At 59.2% G+C, this 20097-nt stretch carries 18 protein-coding genes; 15 read left to right on the top strand and 3 right to left on the bottom strand.

Features of this window, described 5'->3' with window-relative positions; translation table 11 throughout:
- Positions 1-8 precede the first annotated feature (8 nt).
- Positions 9-1412 (bottom strand): sensor histidine kinase RegB, encoded by a 1404-nt coding sequence (gene regB, locus VOY09_RS04395; protein ID WP_322893170.1) that lies wholly within the window; start codon positions 1410-1412, stop codon positions 9-11.
- Positions 1413-1548: 136 nt separating this feature from the next.
- On the opposite strand from regB, the gene VOY09_RS04390 reads away from it, so the two are divergent.
- Positions 1549-2109, top strand: a complete 561-nt coding sequence (locus tag VOY09_RS04390; protein WP_416236729.1) for an ActR/PrrA/RegA family redox response regulator transcription factor — start codon at positions 1549-1551, stop codon at positions 2107-2109.
- Here the strand turns inward: VOY09_RS04390 and ppsR are convergent.
- Both ppsR and VOY09_RS04380 read right to left on the bottom strand, forming a co-directional pair.
- Positions 2106-3530, bottom strand: a complete 1425-nt coding sequence (gene ppsR / locus VOY09_RS04385; RefSeq protein WP_322893169.1) for a transcriptional regulator PpsR — start codon at positions 3528-3530, stop codon at positions 2106-2108. The genes VOY09_RS04390 and ppsR overlap by 4 nt on opposite strands.
- 35 nt (positions 3531-3565) lie before the next feature.
- Positions 3566-4363: a cobalamin B12-binding domain-containing protein gene (locus tag VOY09_RS04380; protein WP_322893168.1), complete on the bottom strand. Its 798-nt coding sequence runs from the start codon at positions 4361-4363 to the stop codon at positions 3566-3568.
- Between the two features lie 270 nt (positions 4364-4633).
- Between VOY09_RS04380 and bchF the strand changes: the two genes are divergently transcribed.
- From bchF to hemA, 14 genes are all read left to right on the top strand, one after another.
- A complete protein-coding gene (bchF, locus tag VOY09_RS04375) occupies positions 4634-5146 on the top strand; it encodes a 2-vinyl bacteriochlorophyllide hydratase (protein WP_322893167.1) in 513 nt (170 codons plus the stop codon).
- A complete protein-coding gene (locus VOY09_RS04370; RefSeq protein ID WP_322893166.1) occupies positions 5143-6423 on the top strand; it encodes a ferredoxin:protochlorophyllide reductase (ATP-dependent) subunit N in 1281 nt (426 codons plus the stop codon). The genes bchF and VOY09_RS04370 overlap by 4 nt, the downstream gene beginning before the upstream one ends.
- 46 nt (positions 6424-6469) lie before the next feature.
- Positions 6470-7993: a ferredoxin:protochlorophyllide reductase (ATP-dependent) subunit B gene (gene bchB, locus VOY09_RS04365; RefSeq protein WP_322893165.1), complete on the top strand. Its 1524-nt coding sequence runs from the start codon at positions 6470-6472 to the stop codon at positions 7991-7993.
- Complete coding sequence (locus tag VOY09_RS04360; RefSeq protein ID WP_322893164.1) at positions 7983-11525, top strand: magnesium chelatase subunit H; 3543 nt, start codon at positions 7983-7985, stop codon at positions 11523-11525. Before bchB ends, VOY09_RS04360 begins: the two co-directional genes overlap by 11 nt.
- Positions 11526-11562: 37 nt before the next feature.
- Positions 11563-12459 (top strand): ferredoxin:protochlorophyllide reductase (ATP-dependent) iron-sulfur ATP-binding protein, encoded by an 897-nt coding sequence (gene bchL, locus VOY09_RS04355; RefSeq protein WP_322893163.1) that lies wholly within the window; start codon positions 11563-11565, stop codon positions 12457-12459.
- Positions 12459-13151, top strand: a complete 693-nt coding sequence (gene bchM / locus VOY09_RS04350; protein WP_322893162.1) for a magnesium protoporphyrin IX methyltransferase — start codon at positions 12459-12461, stop codon at positions 13149-13151. The genes bchL and bchM overlap by 1 nt, the downstream gene beginning before the upstream one ends.
- Positions 13148-14578, top strand: a complete 1431-nt coding sequence (locus VOY09_RS04345; RefSeq protein ID WP_322893161.1) for a PucC family protein — start codon at positions 13148-13150, stop codon at positions 14576-14578. The genes bchM and VOY09_RS04345 overlap by 4 nt, the downstream gene beginning before the upstream one ends.
- Before the next feature lie 18 nt (positions 14579-14596).
- Positions 14597-15370, top strand: a complete 774-nt coding sequence (gene puhA, locus VOY09_RS04340; protein WP_322893160.1) for a photosynthetic reaction center subunit H — start codon at positions 14597-14599, stop codon at positions 15368-15370.
- Positions 15371-15424: 54 nt separating this feature from the next.
- Complete coding sequence (gene puhB / locus VOY09_RS04335; protein WP_322893159.1) at positions 15425-16066, top strand: photosynthetic complex putative assembly protein PuhB; 642 nt, start codon at positions 15425-15427, stop codon at positions 16064-16066.
- 5 nt (positions 16067-16071) lie between these two features.
- Entirely contained in the window at positions 16072-16530 is a 459-nt protein-coding gene (gene puhC / locus VOY09_RS04330; protein WP_322893158.1) for a photosynthetic complex assembly protein PuhC, read from the top strand.
- A gap of 52 nt (positions 16531-16582) precedes the next feature.
- Positions 16583-16879, top strand: coding sequence for a hypothetical protein (locus VOY09_RS04325; RefSeq protein WP_322893157.1), 297 nt, complete (start codon positions 16583-16585; stop codon positions 16877-16879).
- Positions 16876-17994: a magnesium-protoporphyrin IX monomethyl ester (oxidative) cyclase gene (acsF, locus tag VOY09_RS04320; protein ID WP_322893156.1), complete on the top strand. Its 1119-nt coding sequence runs from the start codon at positions 16876-16878 to the stop codon at positions 17992-17994. Before VOY09_RS04325 ends, acsF begins: the two co-directional genes overlap by 4 nt.
- A gap of 82 nt (positions 17995-18076) precedes the next feature.
- On the top strand, positions 18077-18874 hold the full coding sequence (puhE, locus tag VOY09_RS04315) for a putative photosynthetic complex assembly protein PuhE (RefSeq protein ID WP_322893155.1): 798 nt from the start codon (positions 18077-18079) through the stop codon (positions 18872-18874).
- A 4-nt stretch (positions 18875-18878) separates the two neighbouring features.
- The gene (gene hemA / locus VOY09_RS04310; RefSeq protein ID WP_322893154.1) at positions 18879-20096 is read left to right on the top strand and encodes a 5-aminolevulinate synthase; all 1218 of its coding nucleotides are present in this window, start codon (positions 18879-18881) and stop codon (positions 20094-20096) included.
- Position 20097 lies beyond the last annotated feature (1 nt).

The raw sequence follows: 20097 nt of genomic DNA, 5'->3' as shown, positions 1-20097 counted from the left end.
CGCGCGCATCACGGCCAGGGATTGATCGGCACATTGGCCCCGAGCGCCGGTGTTGTGCCTTTTTCCGTGGAAACCACCTTTTCGCGCGGCCAGACGACATCGATGATCGCGCCACCCGTGGCTTGTCCGGTCCAGCTCGCATGGCCATGGCGGCGGCTGTTGGAAAAGGTCAGATGCGCGCCGGAGCGTTCCAACAATGTCTTGGCGATAAACAGGCCGAGCCCCATGCCTTCATATCCGGGGCGGCGGATTCCATCTTCGGCATAGCGGCGGCGGCGGACATAGGGGTCACCGATCCGCCCGATCACAGATTGCGGAAAGCCGCTGCCATCGTCGGAAATACGCAGGCTGATCGTGCTGTCCGACCAGGTCATGTCGATCCATACCTCACTTTGGGAAAAATCGACCGCATTCTGGATCAGGTTGCGCAGACCATGGACAATTTCTGGCCTGCGCCTGATCACGGGCTGGGTCTGGTTGGCACCTTCTTCAGGCAGGATTTCGAAAGTGACGATCTTGCCACGGCCGACATGCGGTTCAGCGGCTTCACGCACGACAGTTTCCAACGGGGCTTGGCGCAGATGCAGGTCGTCCTTGCCCGCGCGGCCCATGGAATGCAGAATATCGCGGCAACGGTCGGCCTGCGACCGGATCAGACTGGCGTCTTCCAAAAGTTCGGGGTGGTTTTCCAGCTCTTCCATCAATTCGGTGCTGACCAGTTTGATCGTGGCCAAAGGCGTGCCCAGCTCATGCGCTGCCGCCGCGATCACCCCGCCCAGATCGGTCAGTTTCTGTTCGCGGGCGAGAGCCAACTGGGTGGCCAGCAAAGCCTCGCCCATCGCATGCATTTCGGTTGTGACCTGACGCGCATAGATCGCCAGAAAGACCACGCCGATCACCAGCGCCAGCCAGAACCCGAACTGAAACAACAGCGGCAGAGCAAGGATAAAGCCGCTTTGCGTCGTCAGTGGCATGCTGAACTGGCTGATCAATGTGATCAGTAAAATTGCAGTCACACCCAGAAAAGCGGTGCTTTTCAGTTGCAGGACCGTCGCTGCAATCGTGACAGGCGCAAGCACCAGCAAGGCAAAGGGATTGTTCAGCCCGCCGGTCAGGAACAGCAGAACCCCCAATTGCATCAGATCGAAGAATAGCCAAAGCGTCGCCTCGCGTTCGGACAGGCGTTTGTTCTCGGGGTTGCTGAAATAGGACAGGATATTGGCTAGCACCGAACTGGCGATGACGATACCGACCAATCCGTATTGGAAATCAAGGTCATAGAGCCGCGCCGCGACGATTGCGGCAATTGCCTGACCCAAAGCGGCAAACCAACGTAGGGTGACAAGCGTGCGCAGCCGCACCCAATTGCTGCGTTCCTGATCGTGAAATCCTTCGAATTCGGTAATGGACATCTGCCCTGACACCCTTTGCCTGATGGGATTGTGATAAGCGCTGCGATGCAGGCAAGCAATGCGACCAATCGGCGGCAGTCGGCGCAATGTTGACGGGTGCAGGGCGCGTCCTACTTCCTTGGCAACAAGATCAAGGATGACCGAGATGAGTACCGAAGCATTGGACCTTGGCGATGATAAATCGCTGCTTTTGGTGGATGATGATGATGCTTTCCTCAAACGGCTGGCAAAAGCCATGGAAAAACGCGGGTTCGAGGTCGAGATGGCCGGATCGGTCGCCGCTGGCAAGGCCATCGCAACAGCCCGCCCGCCTGCTTATGCCGTGGTCGATCTGCGGCTGGAGGATGGCAATGGTCTGGATGTCGTTGAAACGCTGCGCGCGCGTCGCCCGGAAAGTCGGATCGTCGTGCTGACGGGATATGGTGCGATTGCCACGGCCGTGGCCGCGGTCAAGATCGGCGCAACTGATTATCTGGCAAAGCCTGCGGATGCGACTGATGTCACCAATGCCTTGCTGGCACTGACCGATGGTCTGCCGCCGCCGCCCGAAAACCCGATGAGCGCGGACCGCGTCCGTTGGGAACATATCCAGCGGGTCTATGAGCTGTGTGACCGCAACGTATCCGAAACCGCGCGGCGGCTGTCGATGCATCGGCGGACATTGCAGCGGATCCTAGCGAAACGCAGCCCGCGTTAATTGTCGTCGGTGTCGCGGCTGAGCAGATCGAATTTGCGCAGCTTGACGTAAAGCGATTGCCGCGACAGGCCCAGCATCTCGGCTGCGGCGACGCGGTTGTTCATCGTCAGCGACACGGCGGTTTCGATACACATCTTTTCGACGACATTGGTGGTTTCTGCGACGATATCCTTGAGCGTGGCACTGCCCACCAGTTCCACGACCGACCGCATGCTTTCGTCATTCGTCGGCAGCATGCCGCCGCGGCTGGTGTCGGCATGATTGGAATCGCGCATCACGAAGGCAAAGACGGAATGGGTTCCGGCATGCAGTTTCGTCACCGAAATCTCGACCGCGCGGGGGCTGCCATATTGGCCCGCGATCTTGGTGGCGTAGATCCGCATACGGCCCGCACGGGTGGCGTTTTCGGTCATGACCTTCAGATCGACACTGCCGCGTTGCAGGTAATCGGCCAGACTGCGACCGCGCACATTGATGTCATGGGCGACATCGATCAGATCAAGGAAAGCGTCATTGGCGGACAGGACGTCACCGTTTTCTGATGCAAATACAATGGCCTCGGGTCCGCTGATATAGAGGTCCTGCATGTTGCGGGCCAGATTGTCAGCCTTCAGACTGTTGTCATCATCGGGAATGATCCGGCAGAGCAGGATACGTTCACCCGCCGCGCGGAACAATGTCGGCGCGACCTGCACGATCTTGGACTTTCCACGCAATTCGATCTTCATCCCGTCGCTGCGTTCGGAAATGGCGAGCGTGGTCAGCGCCTCGATCAGGTCACCACGTTTGCGGCTTTCAAAACAGCTGAGCAGTGGATTGCCGATCAGATCATCGCGCGAGCGGTCGAGCAAGGTTGTGGCAGCAGCATTGGCTTCGGTAATCTCGCCGCTTTGAACAGAGACGAACAGCACAGGTTCGGCCATACTGCCAAGCAATACGCGGAATCTTGTGTCAAACTCGCGCTGCACCTCATAATCGCGTTCCAGCGCAAGCTGCGCCTTGATCAGCTGCTGCTGCATTTCTGCGATCGCGCGCAGATCGCGGCCCAGCATCAGGATCGCGCCGTCAGGGGCGATGCGGTGGAAACTGTAGCGGACCGGCGAATCCCAGTCGCTGACCTCGCGTGAATGGTTCAGTTCGACAGGTTTGACATTGCCGCTGCCATCCAGAAATTCCTTTAGACGGCTTTCGAATTTCGGGAGGCTTTCCACGGCGAGCGAATCGCGGATATCCTTGCCTTCCCAATGTTCCAGAACAAGGAATGACGGATTGGCTGGGTTCACAATCACGGACAGGACCTGCCCGGTTTCGGAAATCACCATGGCCAGATCGGCCACATCCGCAATGATATCGCCCAACACTTCAGGAGCAATCAAAGGGATCGCGCCGCTATCCCAGTATTTCGCGCCGCGCGAGGTCATGGTCGCGTTCCTTTGGGGATGTGCCCCTGCATGATCTAAACCTCACGCAGATTTGGCGCGATCTTCAGATATTTTGTTGTCAGCCCGCAAAGCTCTAACGCTTCGTTCGGGAAAGAAGTCGCATAATCCGCGCCGGTCAGGGACATCACGTCATACAATGTTTCGGTCTCAAGAATGGTTCCGCCGATCACGACCGGCAATGACGTTTTGCAAGATTTGCGCACTACATCAACGATCCGGCGCAGTGATTCAAGGGTTTCACCCAAAGAAGATGAAATGAACACGGCGTCATATCTTGTCTTGGCTAATTTTTCAGCTAGTTCATGATTTTGTGCGCCCAGCATCAGGCGTACTGACAGGCCTTTGCGCCGCAATTGCCCGCCGAGCACCATCGCACCCAGCGTATGATAAACATCCTGCCCGACGATCAGCATGATCGATGGAGCCGCGGGATTGGCTGATTGATCGCCCGCCCATTCCGGACCCAAGGCGCGGAGCATTGCCTGCAGGCGCGACACGCCTATCGTTACTGACGCAAAGCTGAGCGTATCTTCACACCAATCGACACCCATCTCGCGCGCAAGTTCGGGGATGTAAAAATCCGCAATGTCGTCGCGCGCAATGCCCGCGGCCAAAGCCCGGTCAAGAACAGATGTGCAATTCTCTCGGTCTGCGCCAAGGGCGGCGGCGCGCATCGTGCCAAGAATGTTGTCATCAAGCTGGCGGTCAACGCTGGGCACCAGTGTCAGCCCAACAGCCGAACGGGGGGAACCTTTCGGACGCTTGGTGGACCCTTTGTCCCCCATGACGTCTATGTTGTGGCGATCAGCCATATCCGCTCCCGTTTGTAGCCAGCTTTTGCGCATAGCTACAATATAGGTATCATTGTCCGTTGTGTGACCCTGAATGTCAAAGAAAATTGACACACGCTGCAAAACTCCGCTGACGCTGTTGCTTAAGGCGCTGATAAACATGGGGGATGAGTGGTGTCAGGGGCCTGTGCGACGAACTTACGCACAGCATGACATATGTGTAAGTTAAAGTTGACACATCCCCCTGATCGCCCCTAGTCTGGGTCCAAGCAATCAGTGGAGGCCACGTTCATGTCCGTAATCAGCACCGCATCGGGAAGCGTATCATCCCGCGGTCGCCCTGCGGCAAAGCGGCTGTATTCAGACGCCGAACGTGCCCGCCGTGACAATACTCGCTGGACTTTGGTGCAGGGCATTCTGGCCCCGGTGCAGTTTCTGGTTTTCCTGATCTCGCTCGGTCTGGTGCTGCGGTATCTCGCGACGGGTGCCGGGTATGAGGCGGCGACTCTCTCCATCGTGATCAAGACAATCTTTCTGATCGTGATCATGATCACCGGCGCAATCTGGGAAAAAGTCGTTTTTGGTCAATACCTTTTCGCCCCCGCCTTCTTTTGGGAAGATGTGTTCAGCTTTGGCGTAATCGCGCTGCATAGCTGGTACATGATCGCTCTGCTGACCGGCAGCATGGCCCCTGACGCGCTGATGTATGTCGCGCTCGCCGCCTATGCTGCCTACATCATCAACGCAGGTCAGTTCCTGTGGAAACTGCGGATGGCCCGCCTTGACGCGGAGGCCCGCACATGAACGCCTTGACCCCTTCCAATGGCGGTTGCCGGACTGCGCCCGTCCTCAAGGAACGCGGCCAGCGTGAGGTGTTCTGCGGGTTGACTGGAATCATCTGGCTGCACCGCAAGATGCAGGATGCCTTCTTTCTGGTGGTCGGATCGCGGACCTGCGCGCATCTGCTGCAATCGGCCGCCGGTGTGATGATTTTCGCCGAACCCCGATTCGGCACAGCGATTCTGGAAGAAACCGATCTGGCAGGCATGAAGGACGCGCAGGTCGAAATCGACCGCGAGGTCGCCCGCCTGCTGGAACGCCGCCCCGATATCCGGCAATTGTTCCTCGTCGGGTCCTGCCCGTCCGAAGTGATCAAGATCGATCTGGCCAAAGCCGCTGAACGCCTGTCCCAGATCCATGCGCCGCATGTGCGGGTGCTGAATTATTCCGGTTCCGGGATCGAGACGACATTCACCGAAGGTGAAGATGCCTGCCTTGCCTGCATGGTCCCCGTGCTGAAATCCACCGAAGCCCGCGAATTGCTGGTCGTCGGTGCATTGCCCGATGTGGTCGAGGATCAGATGCTGTCGCTGCTGGCTGACATGGGCGTCGGCCCCGTCCGTCTGCTGCCCGCGCGGCGGATTGATGACACGACTGCAGTTGGTCCCAATACCGTCTTTGCTTTGGTCCAGCCTTTCCTTGGCGAAACCCATGCCGCCCTGCAACGCCGCGGTGCCCGCCATCTGGCTGCCCCTTTCCCCTTTGGCGACGAAGGCACCACCGCCTGGCTGCGCGCCATCGCCACCGAATTCGGCGTCAGCGACGCAACATTCGATGCTGTGACCGCCGCCCCCCGCGCCCGTGCGCAAAAGGCCATCGCCCAAGCGGCAGAGGTGTTGCGCGGCAAATCCGTCTTTTTCTTCCCCGATAGCCAGCTGGAAATCCCACTGGCGCGTTTCCTGACCCGCGAATGCGGCATGACCGCGATCGAGGTCGGCAGCCCCTATATCCACGATGCTTTGCACGGTCCCGACCTCGACCTGCTGCCCGCTGGCCCACAAATCTCCGAAGGGCAGGATGTCGATAAACAACTCGACCGCGCCCGCGCCGCGCGGCCCGACCTGACGATCTGCGGTCTTGGCCTCGCCAACCCGCTGGAGGCCGAAGGCCTGTCCACCAAATGGGCCATCGAACTGGTCTTCACGCCCGTGCATTTCTACGAACAGGCAGGCGATCTGGCTGGTCTGTTCTCGCGCCCGTTGCGCCGCAAGGCCGTGCTTCACCTGGAGGCCGCGGAATGAATCTTGCCCTCGCTTTGTATCAAATACTCATGATCGGACGGTCGCTATGAAGCTGACCGTCTGGACATATGAAGGCCCGCCGCATGTCGGCGCGATGCGCGTCGCCACCGCGATGAAAGGCCTGCATTACGTGCTGCATGCGCCGCAGGGCGATACCTATGCCGACCTTTTGTTCACCATGATCGAACGGCGCAATCACCGCCCGCCGGTGACCTATACGACATTCCAAGCGCGTGATCTGGGCACCGATACCGCGTCATTGTTCAAGACATCTTGTCAGGACGCCGTCGACCGGTTCAAGCCAGAGGCAATCATCGTGGGGGCCTCCTGCACGGCTGAATTGATTCAGGACGACCCCGCTGGCCTGTCCGAAATCATGGGCCTGACCATCCCGGTGATCCCCTTGGAATTGCCCAGCTACAGCCGTAAGGAAAACTTCGGCGCGGATGAAACGTTCTATCAGATCGTCAAAGCGCTTTCTAAACCGCAGGAGCGGACCGCGCGGATCACCTGCAATATCCTCGGCCCGACTGCCCTTGGGTTCCGCGCCCGCGATGATGTGGAAGAAATCACCGGTTTGCTCTCCGACCTTGGCGTCGATGTGAATGTCGTGGCCCCCTTGGGTGCCACGCCAAGCGATATCGCCCGTCTGCCTGCCGCGCATTTCAACGTGCTCTTGTCGCCCGAAACGGGTGAAGCCGCCGCACGTTGGCTGGAAAAGAACCACAACCAGCCGTTCACGAAAATCGTCCCCATCGGCGTCGGTGCTACCCGTGATTTCATCGCAGAAATTGCGACGATCACCGGCCAAGACATGAAAATCGACGAATCCCGCCTGCGGATGCCGTGGTGGTCGCGATCCGTCGACAGCACCTACCTGACCGGCAAGCGCGTGTTCATCTTCGGCGATGGCACCCACGTCGCTGCGCATGCCCGCATCGCCCGCGATGAAATGGGGTTCGAGGTGGTCGGCATCGGTTGCTATAACCGCGAAATGGCGCGTCCAGTGCGCGCATTGGCGAAATCCTACGGTTTGGAAGCCCTGATCACTGATGATTACTTGGAGGTTGAGGCGGCAATCGAAGCACTCAGCCCCGAAATGATCCTCGGCACACAGATGGAACGCCATATCGGCAAGCGTTTGGGCATCCCTTGTGCGGTGATTTCCGCCCCCGTCCATGTGCAGGATTTCCCTGCCCGTTATTCTCCGCAAGTCGGGTTTGAAGGCGCGAATGTCATCTTCGACACGCTCATCCATCCGCTGGTCATGGGTCTGGAAGAACACCTGCTGACGATGTTCCGCGACGATTTCGAATTTCACGACGATGCCGGTGCCAGCCACCACGGCGGCAAAGCCAAGGCGAAGGTCGCGGCGGTGATTGAAGAATCCGCAGCGCCCACGGACGACAATATCATCTGGCTGTCCGATGCCGAAAAAGAATTGAAGAAAATCCCTTTCTTTGTGCGCGGCAAAGCCCGGCGCAACACCGAAACTTATGCAGCCGAAAAGGGTCTGAACCAGATCAGCCTTGATACGCTTTATGAAGCAAAGGCACATTATGCGCGATAGCACAGATCATAGCGCCTATCGGTTCGTCATCCTGACGCTCGATTCGCATTCGGCGGGGCCTGCGATGCGGGTCAGTGACAAATTGTCGGCGGCCTTTCCGGGTCTCGACATCACGATCCACGCCGCTGCGGAATGGGGCGAAAACCCTGCCGCTTTGATCGACGCGCAGCAATCCATTGCCACCGCCAATATCATCGTCACCAACCTGCTGTTTCTGGAAGCACATACCGCCGCGATCCTGCCCGATCTGATCGCGCGCCGTGCCGGTTGCGATGCAATGATCAACATCATCGCCGACAGCGATATCGTCAAACTGACGAAAATGGGCGATCTGGATATGTCCAAGCCCGCCAGCGGGCTGATGGGGCTGCTCAAGCGGTTGAAACCGACCGCGAAGGCCAGCAAATCCGGCGAAAGCCAGATGAAAACCCTGCGCCGCCTGCCAAAAATCCTGCGTCTGATCCCCGGCAAAAGCCAGGACCTGCGCAATTGGTTCCTGTCGATGCAATATTGGCTCGGCGGGTCGGACGACAATATCGAACAGATGGTCCGCATGCTGGTGTCGCGTTACGCCAAAGGGCAGGATTGGAAGCCGGTCAAGATCGCCGCCCCCATCGAATATCCCGATTGCGGCGTCTATCACCCCGATCTGCCGGGCCATCACATCAGCACCAACCTGGCTGAATTGCCCGGCCCTACAGCGCCTGTCGCCACAATCGGTATCCTGATGCTGCGGTCTTATATCCTGTCATCCGATTGCGCCCATTATGATGCCGTCATCCGCGCGTTCGAGGCCAAGAACATGCGGGTTATCGCCGCCTTCGCCGGTGGTCTTGATGGCCGTCCCGCAGTCGAGCAATTCTTCCAAGGCAATGTCGATGCTTTCGTCTCGCTCACCGGATTTTCGCTGATCGGCGGGCCTGCCTATAACGACAGTGACGCTGCTGTCGCGCTGCTGTCGAAACTGGACGTGCCTTATATCTCTGCCCAGCCGCTGGAATTCCAGACTTTGGGCCAATGGGCCGGGTCTGCCCAAGGGCTTGGCCCGATTGAAACCACCATGCTCGTCGCTTTGCCAGAAATTGACGGCGCGACCAATCCGACTGTTTTCGCCGGTCGTCACGGCCCGGACGGTTGCGACGGCTGCGCGCATAAATGCCAGTTGCAATCCGATTGCAAAGCAATGGCACCTTGCCCCGAGCGGATCAATTCGCTGGCGGAAAAAACCCGCCGCCTGGCGATCCTGCGCCGCAAGCAAAATGCCGATAAAAATGTCGGCATCGTCCTGTTCGGCTTTCCGCCCAACGCGGGCGCTGTCGGCACCGCTGCTTATCTGGCGGTGTTTGAAAGCCTGTTCAACACACTGCACCGGATGAAATCCGAAGGTTACACGATGGAGGCCCCCGAAACGGTGGACCACCTGCGCGCCATGATCCTGCACGGCAATGCCCAACAATATGGCCAGCAGGCCAATGTTGCCGCCCATGTCGGTGCGGATACTATCGTGCGCACATCCCGCCATTTGTCCGAGATTGAAGCCGCCTGGGGCCCTGCCCCCGGCAAGATACAGTCTGACGGGCGTGGCGTGTTCATCCTCGGCCACCATTTCGGCAATGTCTTTGTCGGCGTCCAGCCTGCCTTCGGCTATGAAGGCGACCCGATGCGCCTGCTGTTCGAACGCGGCTTTGCCCCGACACATGCTTTCGCCACCTTCTACAGCTACCTGCGCGACACGTTCAGCGCCGATGTCGTGCTGCATTTCGGCATGCATGGCGCGTTGGAATTCATGCCCGGCAAACAGGCAGGCCTTGGCGCGCAGGATTGGCCGGACCGGCTGATCGGCGAAATGCCCAATGTCTATCTTTACGCCGCCAACAACCCGTCCGAGGCGTCCTTGGCCAAGCGTCGGTCCAACGCGATCACGATCACCCATCTGACACCGCCTTTGACGACAGCGGGTCTTTATAAGGGCCTGATCGACCTCAAGGACAGCCTGAAACGCTGGCGCGAAATGCCAGCCGAGGATAACCAGCGCGACGATCTGGAACAGCTGATCCGCGATCAGGCGAATGCGGTCGATATGAACGCGCGCAACATCGACACGCTCTGGCTGAAACTGCTGGAAACCGAAGGCTCGCTGATCACCGAAGGCTTCCATGTCGTGGGCCAGCCGATGTCCGCCGCCGCCCGCGCCGATATGATCCGGCTGATGCCGGCGGGTGAAGCCGCCGCCCGTGCCGCCGAATTGCTGAAGGTTGACCACGAATTGCCCGCGCTGATGCGCGCGCTGTCGGGCCATTTCATTGCCCCCGTACCGGGTGGTGACCTGATCCGCTCGCCCGCTATCGTGCCGACGGGCCGCAATATCCACGCTTTCGATCCGTTCCGCATGCCCACCGCCTTTGCGATTTCCGAAGGGCGCAAGCAGGCTGATCTGCTGCTGGAAACTCACCCCACCTTCCCGCGCACTGTGGCGCTGGTGCTTTGGGGGTCGGACAACATCAAATCCGATGGCGGCCCGATCGGGCAGGCGATGGCGCTGATGGGCACGATCCCGCGCTTTGACAGCTTTGGTCGTCTGGCGGGGGCCGATCTTGTGACACTGGCGAAACTGGGCCGCCCGCGCATCGACGTGGTGATGACCTTGTCCGGCATCTTCCGCGACCTGCTCCCGCTGCAAACCCGGATGTTGGCCGAGGCCGCGTTGAAATGCGCGCAGGCCGATGAACCGCTGGATCAGAATTTCATCCGTGCTCATGCGCTGACCTATGCGCGTGAAATGAATTGCGATCTGGAAACCGCCGCCCTGCGCGTGTTCTCCAATGCCGAAGGTGCCTATGGCTCCAACGTCAACCAATTGGTCGATAGTTCCGCCTTTGGTGACGAGGATGAATTGGCTGATGCTTATGAGGCCCGGAAAAGCTTTGCCTATGGCGTCAATGGCAAGGCCACGCAGAACCCCGGCCTGCTGCAAAAGGCGCTGAAGGATGTGGATCTGGCGTATCAGAACCTCGAATCCGTCGAACTGGGCGTCACGACCGTTGATCATTACTTCGACACTCTGGGCGGCATCGCCCGCGCCGTGAAACGTGCCAAGGGCGGCGTTTCTGCGCCGGTCTATATCGGCGACCAGACGCGCGGATCGGCCAAGGTGCGCACCTTGCAGGATCAGGTGGCACTGGAAACCCGCAGCCGCAGCCTGAACCCGAAATTCTATGAAGGTCTGCTGAAGCACGGCCATGAAGGTGTCCGCCAGATCGAGGCGCAAGTCACCAATACAATGGGCTGGTCCGCCACGACGGGTGAGGTTGAACCTTGGGTCTACCAGCGCCTGTCCGAAACCTTCGTGCTGGACGACACCATGCGCGAACGGCTGGCGGCACTGAACCCGCAAGCCTCGATGCGCATGGCCAACCGCCTGCTGGAAGCATCAGATCGCAAATACTGGACACCGGATGCGGCGACTTTAGCTGCTTTGCAAAACGCAGCCGACGCCCTGGAAGATCGCATGGAAGGGATCGCAGCAGAATGACCCCTTTCGCAATGAATACAACTGAAAGGAGGCTCCTATGAGCCCCAGAGACGAAATCCCCAACCTGCGCGGTCAAGATGGCGAAGGTTCGGTGCAGGTGCATCAGGACGAAGACAACAAGATCGAAGGCGCGAAGGTTTTCGCGGTCTACGGCAAGGGCGGCATCGGCAAATCGACGACATCTTCGAATCTGTCGGCGGCTTTTTCCAAGTTGGGAAAACGCGTGTTGCAGATCGGTTGTGATCCGAAACATGACAGCACCTTCACGCTGACCGGCACCTTGGTGCCCACGGTCATCGATATCCTCAAAGAGGTGGATTTCCATTCCGAGGAACTCCGCCCCGAAGATTTCATCTTCGAAGGTTACAACGGTGTGAAATGCGTCGAGGCTGGCGGCCCTCCTGCTGGCACCGGTTGCGGCGGCTATGTTGTCGGGCAGACGGTCAAACTGCTGAAGCAGCATCATTTGCTGGAAGACACCGATGTCGTGATCTTCGACGTTCTGGGCGATGTGGTTTGCGGTGGCTTTGCCGCCCCCCTCCAACATGCCGACCGTGCGCTGATCGTCACCGCCAATGATTTTGACAGCATCTATGCGATGAACCGGATCATCGCGGCGGTGCAGGCGAAATCGGCCAATTACAAGGTCCGTCTGGCCGGTTGCGTTGCCAACCGCTCCAAAGACACCGACGAGGTGGATCGCTACTGCGCCACCGTGGGCTTCAACCGTATCGCGCATATGCCCGATCTGGATGCGATCCGTCGCAGCCGGTTGAAAAAGAAAACCCTGTTTGAAATGCCCGATGACCAAGAGGTCGTGATGGTGCGCAAGGAATATATGCGCCTTGCCGAAACCCTTTGGAACGGGACAGAGGCGCTGGCGCCTGCCCCCCTGCCTGATCGTGAAATCTTTGAATTGCTTGGGTTCGATTGATGACTGACTACGCCGCCACACGTGACCGGGTCGAACATTATTTCGACCGCACCGCGACCAAGGTCTGGGAACGGCTGACATCTGACGCGCCGGTGTCGGGTGTGCGCGCCACCGTGCGCGCAGGCCGCGACCGGATGCGTGCGCTGATGCTGGCGCAATTGCCGGATGATCTGCGCGGCGCGCGGATATTAGACGCAGGTTGCGGCACCGGTGCGATGGCGGTGGTACTGGCGCAACGCGGCGCGAATGTCGTCGCGGTTGATATCTCGCCCGCGCTGGTCGAGATCGGTGAAAAGCGGATGCCCAAGGGTCTGCCCGGCAGCATCACCTGGGTCGCGGGCGATATGCTGGACGCGACGACAGGTCAGTTTGACCATGCTTTGGCGATGGATTCGCTGATCTATTACAATGCGCCAGACATCGCGGCGCTGCTGGATCGGGCCGCACCCCGCATTGCGGGAAAATTCATATTCACGCTGGCCCCGCGCACCCCGGCACTGATGGTCATGTGGCGTTTGGGTAAGTTGTTCCCCGCCGCTGACCGCAGCCCGGTGATGATCCCGCATACCACGGCAGGCGTGGCCGATGCTTTCCGGACCGCGAAGGTCAAAGGTACGCTCCGCGATATCGAACGGGTCAAATCCGGTTTCTACATTTCTACCGCGTTGGTCTTTGAAAGGGCACGCACATGATTTTCAAGGCATCATCACTCAAGCGGATGTCGATCAACCTGCTGCCGTTCAGCGATGCGGTCAGCGATGACCTGCCGCTGGGCCAGCTGTTGCGGCTGTCGCTGTTTCAGGTCTCGGTGGGGATGGCAGCTGTCATGTTGCTGGGCACACTGAACCGGGTGATGATCGTTGAACTGAACATCGCCTCGACCCTTGTGGCGATGATGATTGCTATTCCGGTGCTGGTGGCCCCGTTCCGCGCGCTGGTCGGGTTCAAGTCGGACAATTACCGCTCTGCCATCGGGTGGAAACGTATCCCTTACCTGTGGTTCGGGACGATGTGGCAATTCGGCGGTCTGGCGATCATGCCGATGGCGCTTTTGGTGCTGTCGGGTGACCGAACGCTGGATGTGGATTGGGCGGGTTATGTCGGCGCGGGTCTTGCGTTTCTGCTGACCGGGATCGGGATGCATATGACCCAGACCGCCGGTCTGGCGCTGGCCGCGGATCGCGCGACGGATGAGACACGGCCCAAGGTCGTTGCCCTGCTTTACGTCATGAACCTTGTCGGCATGGCGGTCGCGGCGTTGATCATCGGTGCCTTGCTGCGCGATTACAGCCCGCTGCGGCTGGTGCAGGTCGTGCAGGGCACCGCGGTTGTGACGCTGCTGCTGAACCTGATCGCATTGTGGAAACAGGAACGTGTCGCTCCGATGACCAAGGCGCAGCGCGAAGCGCCCGGCCCGACCTTCCGCGAGGCATGGACCGATCTGGCCAAAGGCGGCGATGCCGGACGGTTGCTGGCTGTCGTATTCATCGGGACCATGGCCTTCAACATGCAGGATGTGCTGCTGGAACCTTACGGCGGCGAAATCATGGGCCTGTCGGTATCCGCCACCACGCTGCTGACAGCGATGTGGGCCTGCGGTGCGCTGATCGGTTTTGCCTTTGCCGCACGCTGGCTGGCCAATGGGGTTGATCCTTACCGGATGTGCGCGCGGGGCATCCTGATCGGTGTCTGTGCTTTTGCCGCTGTAATCTTTGCCGCGCCGATGGGATCGCATCTGATGTTCTATATTGGCGCCGGGCTGATCGGTCTGGGGTCCGGCCTGTTCGGCGTGTCGACCCTGACCGCCGCCATGACCATGCCGACAATCGGCCGCGCCGGTCGCGGTCTGGCGCTGGGTGCATGGGGGGCTGCGCAAGCCACAGGTGCCGGGCTGTCCATTTTTATCGGGGGCACCATGCGTGACCTTGTAAACCACGCCGCTGGGAACGGCACTTTGGGAGAGGCGCTCGCCACGCCTGCCACGGGTTATTCGGTCGTCTACCACACCGAAATCGCCCTTCTTTTCGTCACATTAATTGTGCTGGGGCCGCTCGTGCGGCTGCGGCCCGTCACACAACGGGGGTCTGCCAAGCTGGAATTGGCAGATTTCCCAACCTGATCCCGAAAGGACCATAACATGGTTGGAACTACATTCTTTGGCAACTTCGATCTGGCGAGCGCCGCAATCTGGTCTTTCTGGATCTTCTTCGCAGGCCTGATCTATTACCTGCAAACCGAAAACATGCGCGAAGGTTATCCGCTGCAGGATGACAACGGCAATGTCGCGCCGAACCAAGGGCCGTTTCCTGTGCCCAAGGACAAGATCTATGCGCTGCGCGATGGCCGTGGGGAAATCGCGATGCCGAGCGGGCAGAACCCTGATCGCACAGATCTGGCGCTGGTTGCTTCGTCGCGTGCGGCCGGTTCGCCCTTTATCCCCACCGGTGATCCGATGATGGATGGCGTTGGTCCTGCTGCCTGGGCACCGCGCCGGGATATCCCGGAACTTGACGCGCATGGCCATGTGAAGATCAAGCCGATGTCGATGCTGCCGGACTTCAAAGTCTCTGCCGGGATGGACCCGCGCGGCAAGGTTGTCGTCGGTGGCGATGGTGAAGTCATCGGGCGGATCATCGATATGTGGGTCGATGTGCCGGAATCTCTGGTCCGTTACCTGACCGTCGATCTGAACCCCGAAGGCACCGGCAAGACCCGTCTGATCCCGATGAATATGTCGCGGATCAAAGGCAACCGCGTCGTTGTGCGCTCGCTCTACGCCCATAACTGGGACGGCGTGCCTGTCACCAAGTTGGCGGATCAGATCACCATGCTCGAAGAAGAAAAGATCACGGCCTATTACGCGGGCGGCACGCTTTATGCCTCTGCCGCACGTCTTGAGCCGCAAGTCTGAATGATATCCGGTCCCGGCTCGCCACCGGGGCCCACCAACCAAAGGGAACCTGTAATGACCCATGATGATTTCGCCTCTGAACCGATCCCCGGACTGCCTGAACGGTTGCCTGCGGATGAACATATCCTGTGGCAAGGATCGCCCGATCCGCGTGCATTGGCGCGGGAAGCCCTGTCGCTGCGCTGGGTTGCCGGGTATTTTATCCTGCTGACGATCTGGCGGGTCGGTGCCTCTTCTGCCGATTATCCGCTGACGACATCCTTGGCGCATGGTGTGCCGTTTGTTGTCGCGGGCCTGATCGCTTGCGGGCTGCTGTATCTGGTCGCCTATGTGCAGGCGCGCGCCACGATCTATACATTGACCAACAAACGCGTCGCGATGCGGATCGGTGCGGCGCTGACGATGACGCTGAACCTGCCTTATACATGGATCGGCACCGCCAAGCTGGACCTGAAACCCAAAGGCACCGGCACCTTGGCGTTCGAGCTGATCGGTGACAGCCGGGTATCCTATCTGATGACATGGCCGCATATCCGGCCTTGGTACATGACGCGGACGCAACCGGCGCTGCGCTGCATCCCGGATGCCGAAAACGTGGCCAAGCTGTTTGCGGAAGCGGCGGAGACGCGGATTTCCACGCCACAGGTCAGCCGTGTTGAACCCAAAAGCGGCGCTTCTGCCGTCGCAGCGGAGTGAATGTGATGGTTGATGCCCCCACAACAATGAAACATCCCGAAAAACTGCTGGTCCCGCCTTTCGTGGCCCGCGCCATGTTCGCGCTGATGTTTCTGGTCGTCGCTCTGGTTGCTTTTGCCAAGGTCACGGACCGGCCTGTCATCGCCGCCGTAGAACAGACCCCGATTGCGCAAAGCATTGATGTCATCATCACCGGTGACAAGACCGGGATTTACACGGTGACCAGCCCCGATGGCACGCATCTTGCGTCATCTTCGGACGATATGGCAGGCTTTCTGGGTGTCATGGGCCGCGTGATCGACCGGGAACGCACGGTCCAAGGCGTGCCGCTCGACGGCCCGTTGCAGGTGGTGCGCCGCGAGAACGGCAATATCGCCATTCTGGACGCGAGTACTGGCATGGCCACTGAACTGATCGGCTATGGCCGTGATAATGTCGCAGCTTTCGCCAAGCTGCTGGATTGAAACGGCGGGCAGGTTAGCCCCCTGCGCGCCAAATATGTGAAAGGGAACTCACATGGGATTACTGACCAGAACAAAGGAAACCGCACCCTGCACGGTGACGATTTCGCACCGGTTTGAAGAACTCTCTGCGCATGTCCGGCTGGACAACGGTGCGGTGATCAACCCCGGCGACACAGTGCAGGTGCAAGGACCAGAGATCATGGCCGCCTTCGGCGAATTGGTTGAAGAACAGCGCATCGCCGTGATCACCCGTGCATCCAAGCTGGAACAGCTTTGGACCCGCGCGACGGGCGATTTCGAATTCATGGAACTTTGCGAATTTTCCTTTAGCGACGAGGTGCTGTCATGAACATGCATTCATCCAATGCCGCCACCGCCGAAGAGGCGATTGCCGCCCAAGAGGCTTTGCCGCCCCTGACCAATGAAGAAGCGACCAAGGTCGCGATGTCGAACACGCTGCTGACGCCGCGGTTCTACACCACCGATTTCGCCGAGATGGATGCGATTGACGTGACCCCGGTCCGCGAAGATTGGGACAAGCTGATCGCCCAGATGAAAGCCGACCCCAACAAGGGCCATTTTCGCAAGAACGAAGATTGGGACCATGTCGATTGGGACGGGATGGAACCCAAGCTGAAGAAGGAATTCATTGATTTCCTGATTTCCTCCTGCACCGCCGAATTTTCCGGCTGCGTGCTTTATAAGGAAATGAAACGGCGCGGATCGAACAAAGACATCACCGAACTCTTCCAGCTGATGGCCCGTGACGAGGCCCGCCATGCCGGTTTCATCAACGATGCCCTGCGTGAGGCTGGCATTGCCGTGAACCTTGGCTTTCTGACGCAGGCGAAGAAATACACCTATTTCCGGCCCAAATTCATCTATTACGCGACCTATCTGTCGGAAAAGATCGGCTATGCTCGCTATATCACGATCTACCGGCATCTGGAGGAGCATCCCGAATACCGGTTCCATCCGATTTTCAAATGGTTCCGCGAATGGTGCAATGACGAATATTCGCATGGCGAGGCTTTCGCGCTGCTGCTGAAAACCGATCCCAAGCTGACGGAAAGTCGGATGAACAAGCTCTGGATCAAGTTTTTCCTGACAGCTGTGTTTTCTACCATGTGGATCCGCGACCACCAGCGGCCGGAATTCCACAAGGCGCTGGGCGTCGATCCGGCATGGTACGGGCAGGAAGTTTTCCGCAAGACATCGGATATTTCCCGTCAGGTGTTCCCGATGGTGCTGGATATCGATCATCCGCGCTGGCAGCCGATGCTGAACCGGTTGCAGGATGCCAATGTGCAGATCGTCGCTGGCCGCAAGCAAGGCGGCGTCGGCGGTTGGTTCAAACGCATGGGCGGGACCGTGAAAGCGGGTCTGACCTTTGTGTCCTTGCTGACCATCCCTGTGGTGAAAAGCGACGTGCCTGCCAGCCCGATCATGGCACCGGCTTACTGATGCGGGGGGCGGTTTTCATGGTGAAAACCGGTGGAGGCGCTGCCTCCACACCTCCGGGATATTTATGCTCGGAAGATAAGACATGACCGGTGCTTTGATCGCAGCTGTGGCGGCAATATTTCTTTGGTGGTTTTCCACCGGGGTGATCTTGCTGGCCGTGCGGCGGGCGGACCGGTCCGGGCGGCATCTGGCGACGGTGATTTTAGGATTGCCTTTGCTGATTGGCGGCGGCTGGGCGGTCTGGCTGTCGTTAGATATGGCCACACTGGGCGGCGTTTATCTGGGGTTCCTCGGCGCCTTGGCGATCTGGGGCTGGATCGAACTGGCATTCCTTGCCGGTGTCGTCACCGGCCCGATGCGGCAGGATTGTCTGCCGGGTCTGTCGGGCAAGAAGCGGTTTTTCCGCGCCTTTGCGACGGTGGCCCATCATGAGCTATTGCTGACACTGGGTCTGCTGGGTCTGGTACTGGCGTCAAATGGTGCGGATAACCGCATGGCGATGGCGACCTATCTGATCCTTTATGTCGCCCGCATCTTTGCAAAACTGAACCTGTTTTACGGCGTGCCGCGGATCAATATGGAATTCGTGCCTGACCGTCTGGCGCATCTGAAATCCTATTTCCGCCGCGGCCCGGTCACGCTGGCCTTTCCTGTGGCCATCACCGCGCTGACCGCCCTGTTGGCCGTATGCACTGAACGGTTGTGGTTTGCCGGATCTGATGTGTCGGTCGTGGGCTATGGCCTGCTGACCGCCTTGGCCGCTTTGGCCCTGCTTGAACATTGGCTGATGGTGATCCCTTTGCCTGATGCGAAACTCTGGCGGTGGATGTTGCCACAGCAACATACGATGCCCAAAACCATGCCCAAAGAAGAAAGATAAGACGATGGATTTTGACGCCCTTTTCAATGCGCAGCTCAACCAGCTGAAGGCCGACGGTAACTACCGCTATTTCGCAGAGCTGGAACGCCAGTGCGGCAAATTCCCCCGTGCTGCCAACCACGCCGCCGATGGCGCTGTCCGGGATGTCACCGTTTGGTGTTCCAATGATTATCTGGGCATGGGCCAGCACCCCGCCGTGATCGGCGCGATGTGCGAGGCTGTGCAGCGCACCGGCACCGGATCGGGCGGTACCCGCAATATCAGCGGCACCAACCATGACCATCTGCTGCTGGAACGCGAACTGGCCGATCTGCATGGCAAGGAATCGGCGTTGTTGTTCACTTCGGGCTATGTGTCGAACTGGGCGGCCCTGTCCACGCTGGGTAGCCGGTTGGAAAACTGCGTGATCCTGTCGGATGCGGGCAACCATGCGTCGATGATCGAAGGTATCCGCCATTCGCGCGCGCAAAAGGTGATCTGGCGGCATAATGATTACCGCGATCTGGAGATGAAACTGCGCAGCCTGCCTGCCGATGTCCCCAAGATCGTCGCCTTTGAAAGCGTCTATTCCATGGATGGCGATATCGCCCCGATCCGCGAGATCGTTGAGGTCTGCGAAAAATACGGTGCCATGACCTATCTGGACGAGGTCCATGCCGTTGGCATGTATGGCCCGCGCGGCGGTGGCGTTGCAGAGCGCGAGGGTCTGATGGACCGGATCACGCTGATCGAGGGCACATTGGGCAAGGCATTCGGTGTGGTCGGCGGTTATATCACCGGCTCTGCGGCCTTGTGTGATTTCATCCGCAGCTTTGCCTCTGGCTTTATCTTCACCACCGCCTTGCCACCGGCGATTGCCGCTGCAGCGCGCACATCCATCGCCTATCTGAAGAATTCCGAGATGGAGCGCGCCCGCCAGCGCCGTCAGGTCGCGCGTCTGCGCGCCGCACTCGACCGTGCCGGGATCCCGCATATGCATAATGATAGCCATATCGTGCCGGTGCTGATCAAGGACCCGGTCAAGACACGGATGCTCGCAGATTATCTGATGCGCGAATGGGATATCTATGTGCAGCCAATCAATTATCCAACTGTCCCGAAAGGCACGGAACGGCTGCGCTTTACCCCGTCGCCGCTGCATACGGATGAAGATATTGACCATCTGGTCAATGCCCTGCGTGTTTTGTGGAAACAATGCGCCTTGGCACATGCGGTCGCATAAA

The organism is Yoonia sp. 67-2 (assembly GCF_035117555.1).
GTDB lineage: Bacteria > Pseudomonadota > Alphaproteobacteria > Rhodobacterales > Rhodobacteraceae > Yoonia.
This window is presented reverse-complemented; position numbering and strand designations above follow the sequence as displayed.

What these genes read in the sequence shown, in the direction of transcription:
- ppsR (WP_322893169.1), bottom strand. Translation starts at nt 3,530, where the DNA reads ATGACCTCGCGCGGCGCGAAATACTGGGATAGCGGCGCGATCCCTTTG.
- VOY09_RS04325 (WP_322893157.1), top strand. Translation starts at nt 16,583, where the DNA reads ATGGGATTACTGACCAGAACAAAGGAAACCGCACCCTGCACGGTGACG.
- puhE (WP_322893155.1), top strand. Translation starts at nt 18,077, where the DNA reads ATGACCGGTGCTTTGATCGCAGCTGTGGCGGCAATATTTCTTTGGTGG.
- bchM (WP_322893162.1), top strand. Translation starts at nt 12,459, where the DNA reads ATGACTGACTACGCCGCCACACGTGACCGGGTCGAACATTATTTCGAC.
- hemA (WP_322893154.1), top strand. Translation starts at nt 18,879, where the DNA reads ATGGATTTTGACGCCCTTTTCAATGCGCAGCTCAACCAGCTGAAGGCC.
- VOY09_RS04360 (WP_322893164.1), top strand. Translation starts at nt 7,983, where the DNA reads ATGCGCGATAGCACAGATCATAGCGCCTATCGGTTCGTCATCCTGACG.
- puhB (WP_322893159.1), top strand. Translation starts at nt 15,425, where the DNA reads ATGACCCATGATGATTTCGCCTCTGAACCGATCCCCGGACTGCCTGAA.
- puhA (WP_322893160.1), top strand. Translation starts at nt 14,597, where the DNA reads ATGGTTGGAACTACATTCTTTGGCAACTTCGATCTGGCGAGCGCCGCA.
- acsF (WP_322893156.1), top strand. Translation starts at nt 16,876, where the DNA reads ATGAACATGCATTCATCCAATGCCGCCACCGCCGAAGAGGCGATTGCC.
- bchL (WP_322893163.1), top strand. Translation starts at nt 11,563, where the DNA reads ATGAGCCCCAGAGACGAAATCCCCAACCTGCGCGGTCAAGATGGCGAA.
- bchF (WP_322893167.1), top strand. Translation starts at nt 4,634, where the DNA reads ATGTCCGTAATCAGCACCGCATCGGGAAGCGTATCATCCCGCGGTCGC.
- regB (WP_322893170.1), bottom strand. Translation starts at nt 1,412, where the DNA reads ATGTCCATTACCGAATTCGAAGGATTTCACGATCAGGAACGCAGCAAT.
- VOY09_RS04390 (WP_416236729.1), top strand. Translation starts at nt 1,549, where the DNA reads ATGACCGAGATGAGTACCGAAGCATTGGACCTTGGCGATGATAAATCG.
- puhC (WP_322893158.1), top strand. Translation starts at nt 16,072, where the DNA reads ATGGTTGATGCCCCCACAACAATGAAACATCCCGAAAAACTGCTGGTC.
- VOY09_RS04345 (WP_322893161.1), top strand. Translation starts at nt 13,148, where the DNA reads ATGATTTTCAAGGCATCATCACTCAAGCGGATGTCGATCAACCTGCTG.
- VOY09_RS04380 (WP_322893168.1), bottom strand. Translation starts at nt 4,363, where the DNA reads ATGGCTGATCGCCACAACATAGACGTCATGGGGGACAAAGGGTCCACC.
- VOY09_RS04370 (WP_322893166.1), top strand. Translation starts at nt 5,143, where the DNA reads ATGAACGCCTTGACCCCTTCCAATGGCGGTTGCCGGACTGCGCCCGTC.
- bchB (WP_322893165.1), top strand. Translation starts at nt 6,470, where the DNA reads ATGAAGCTGACCGTCTGGACATATGAAGGCCCGCCGCATGTCGGCGCG.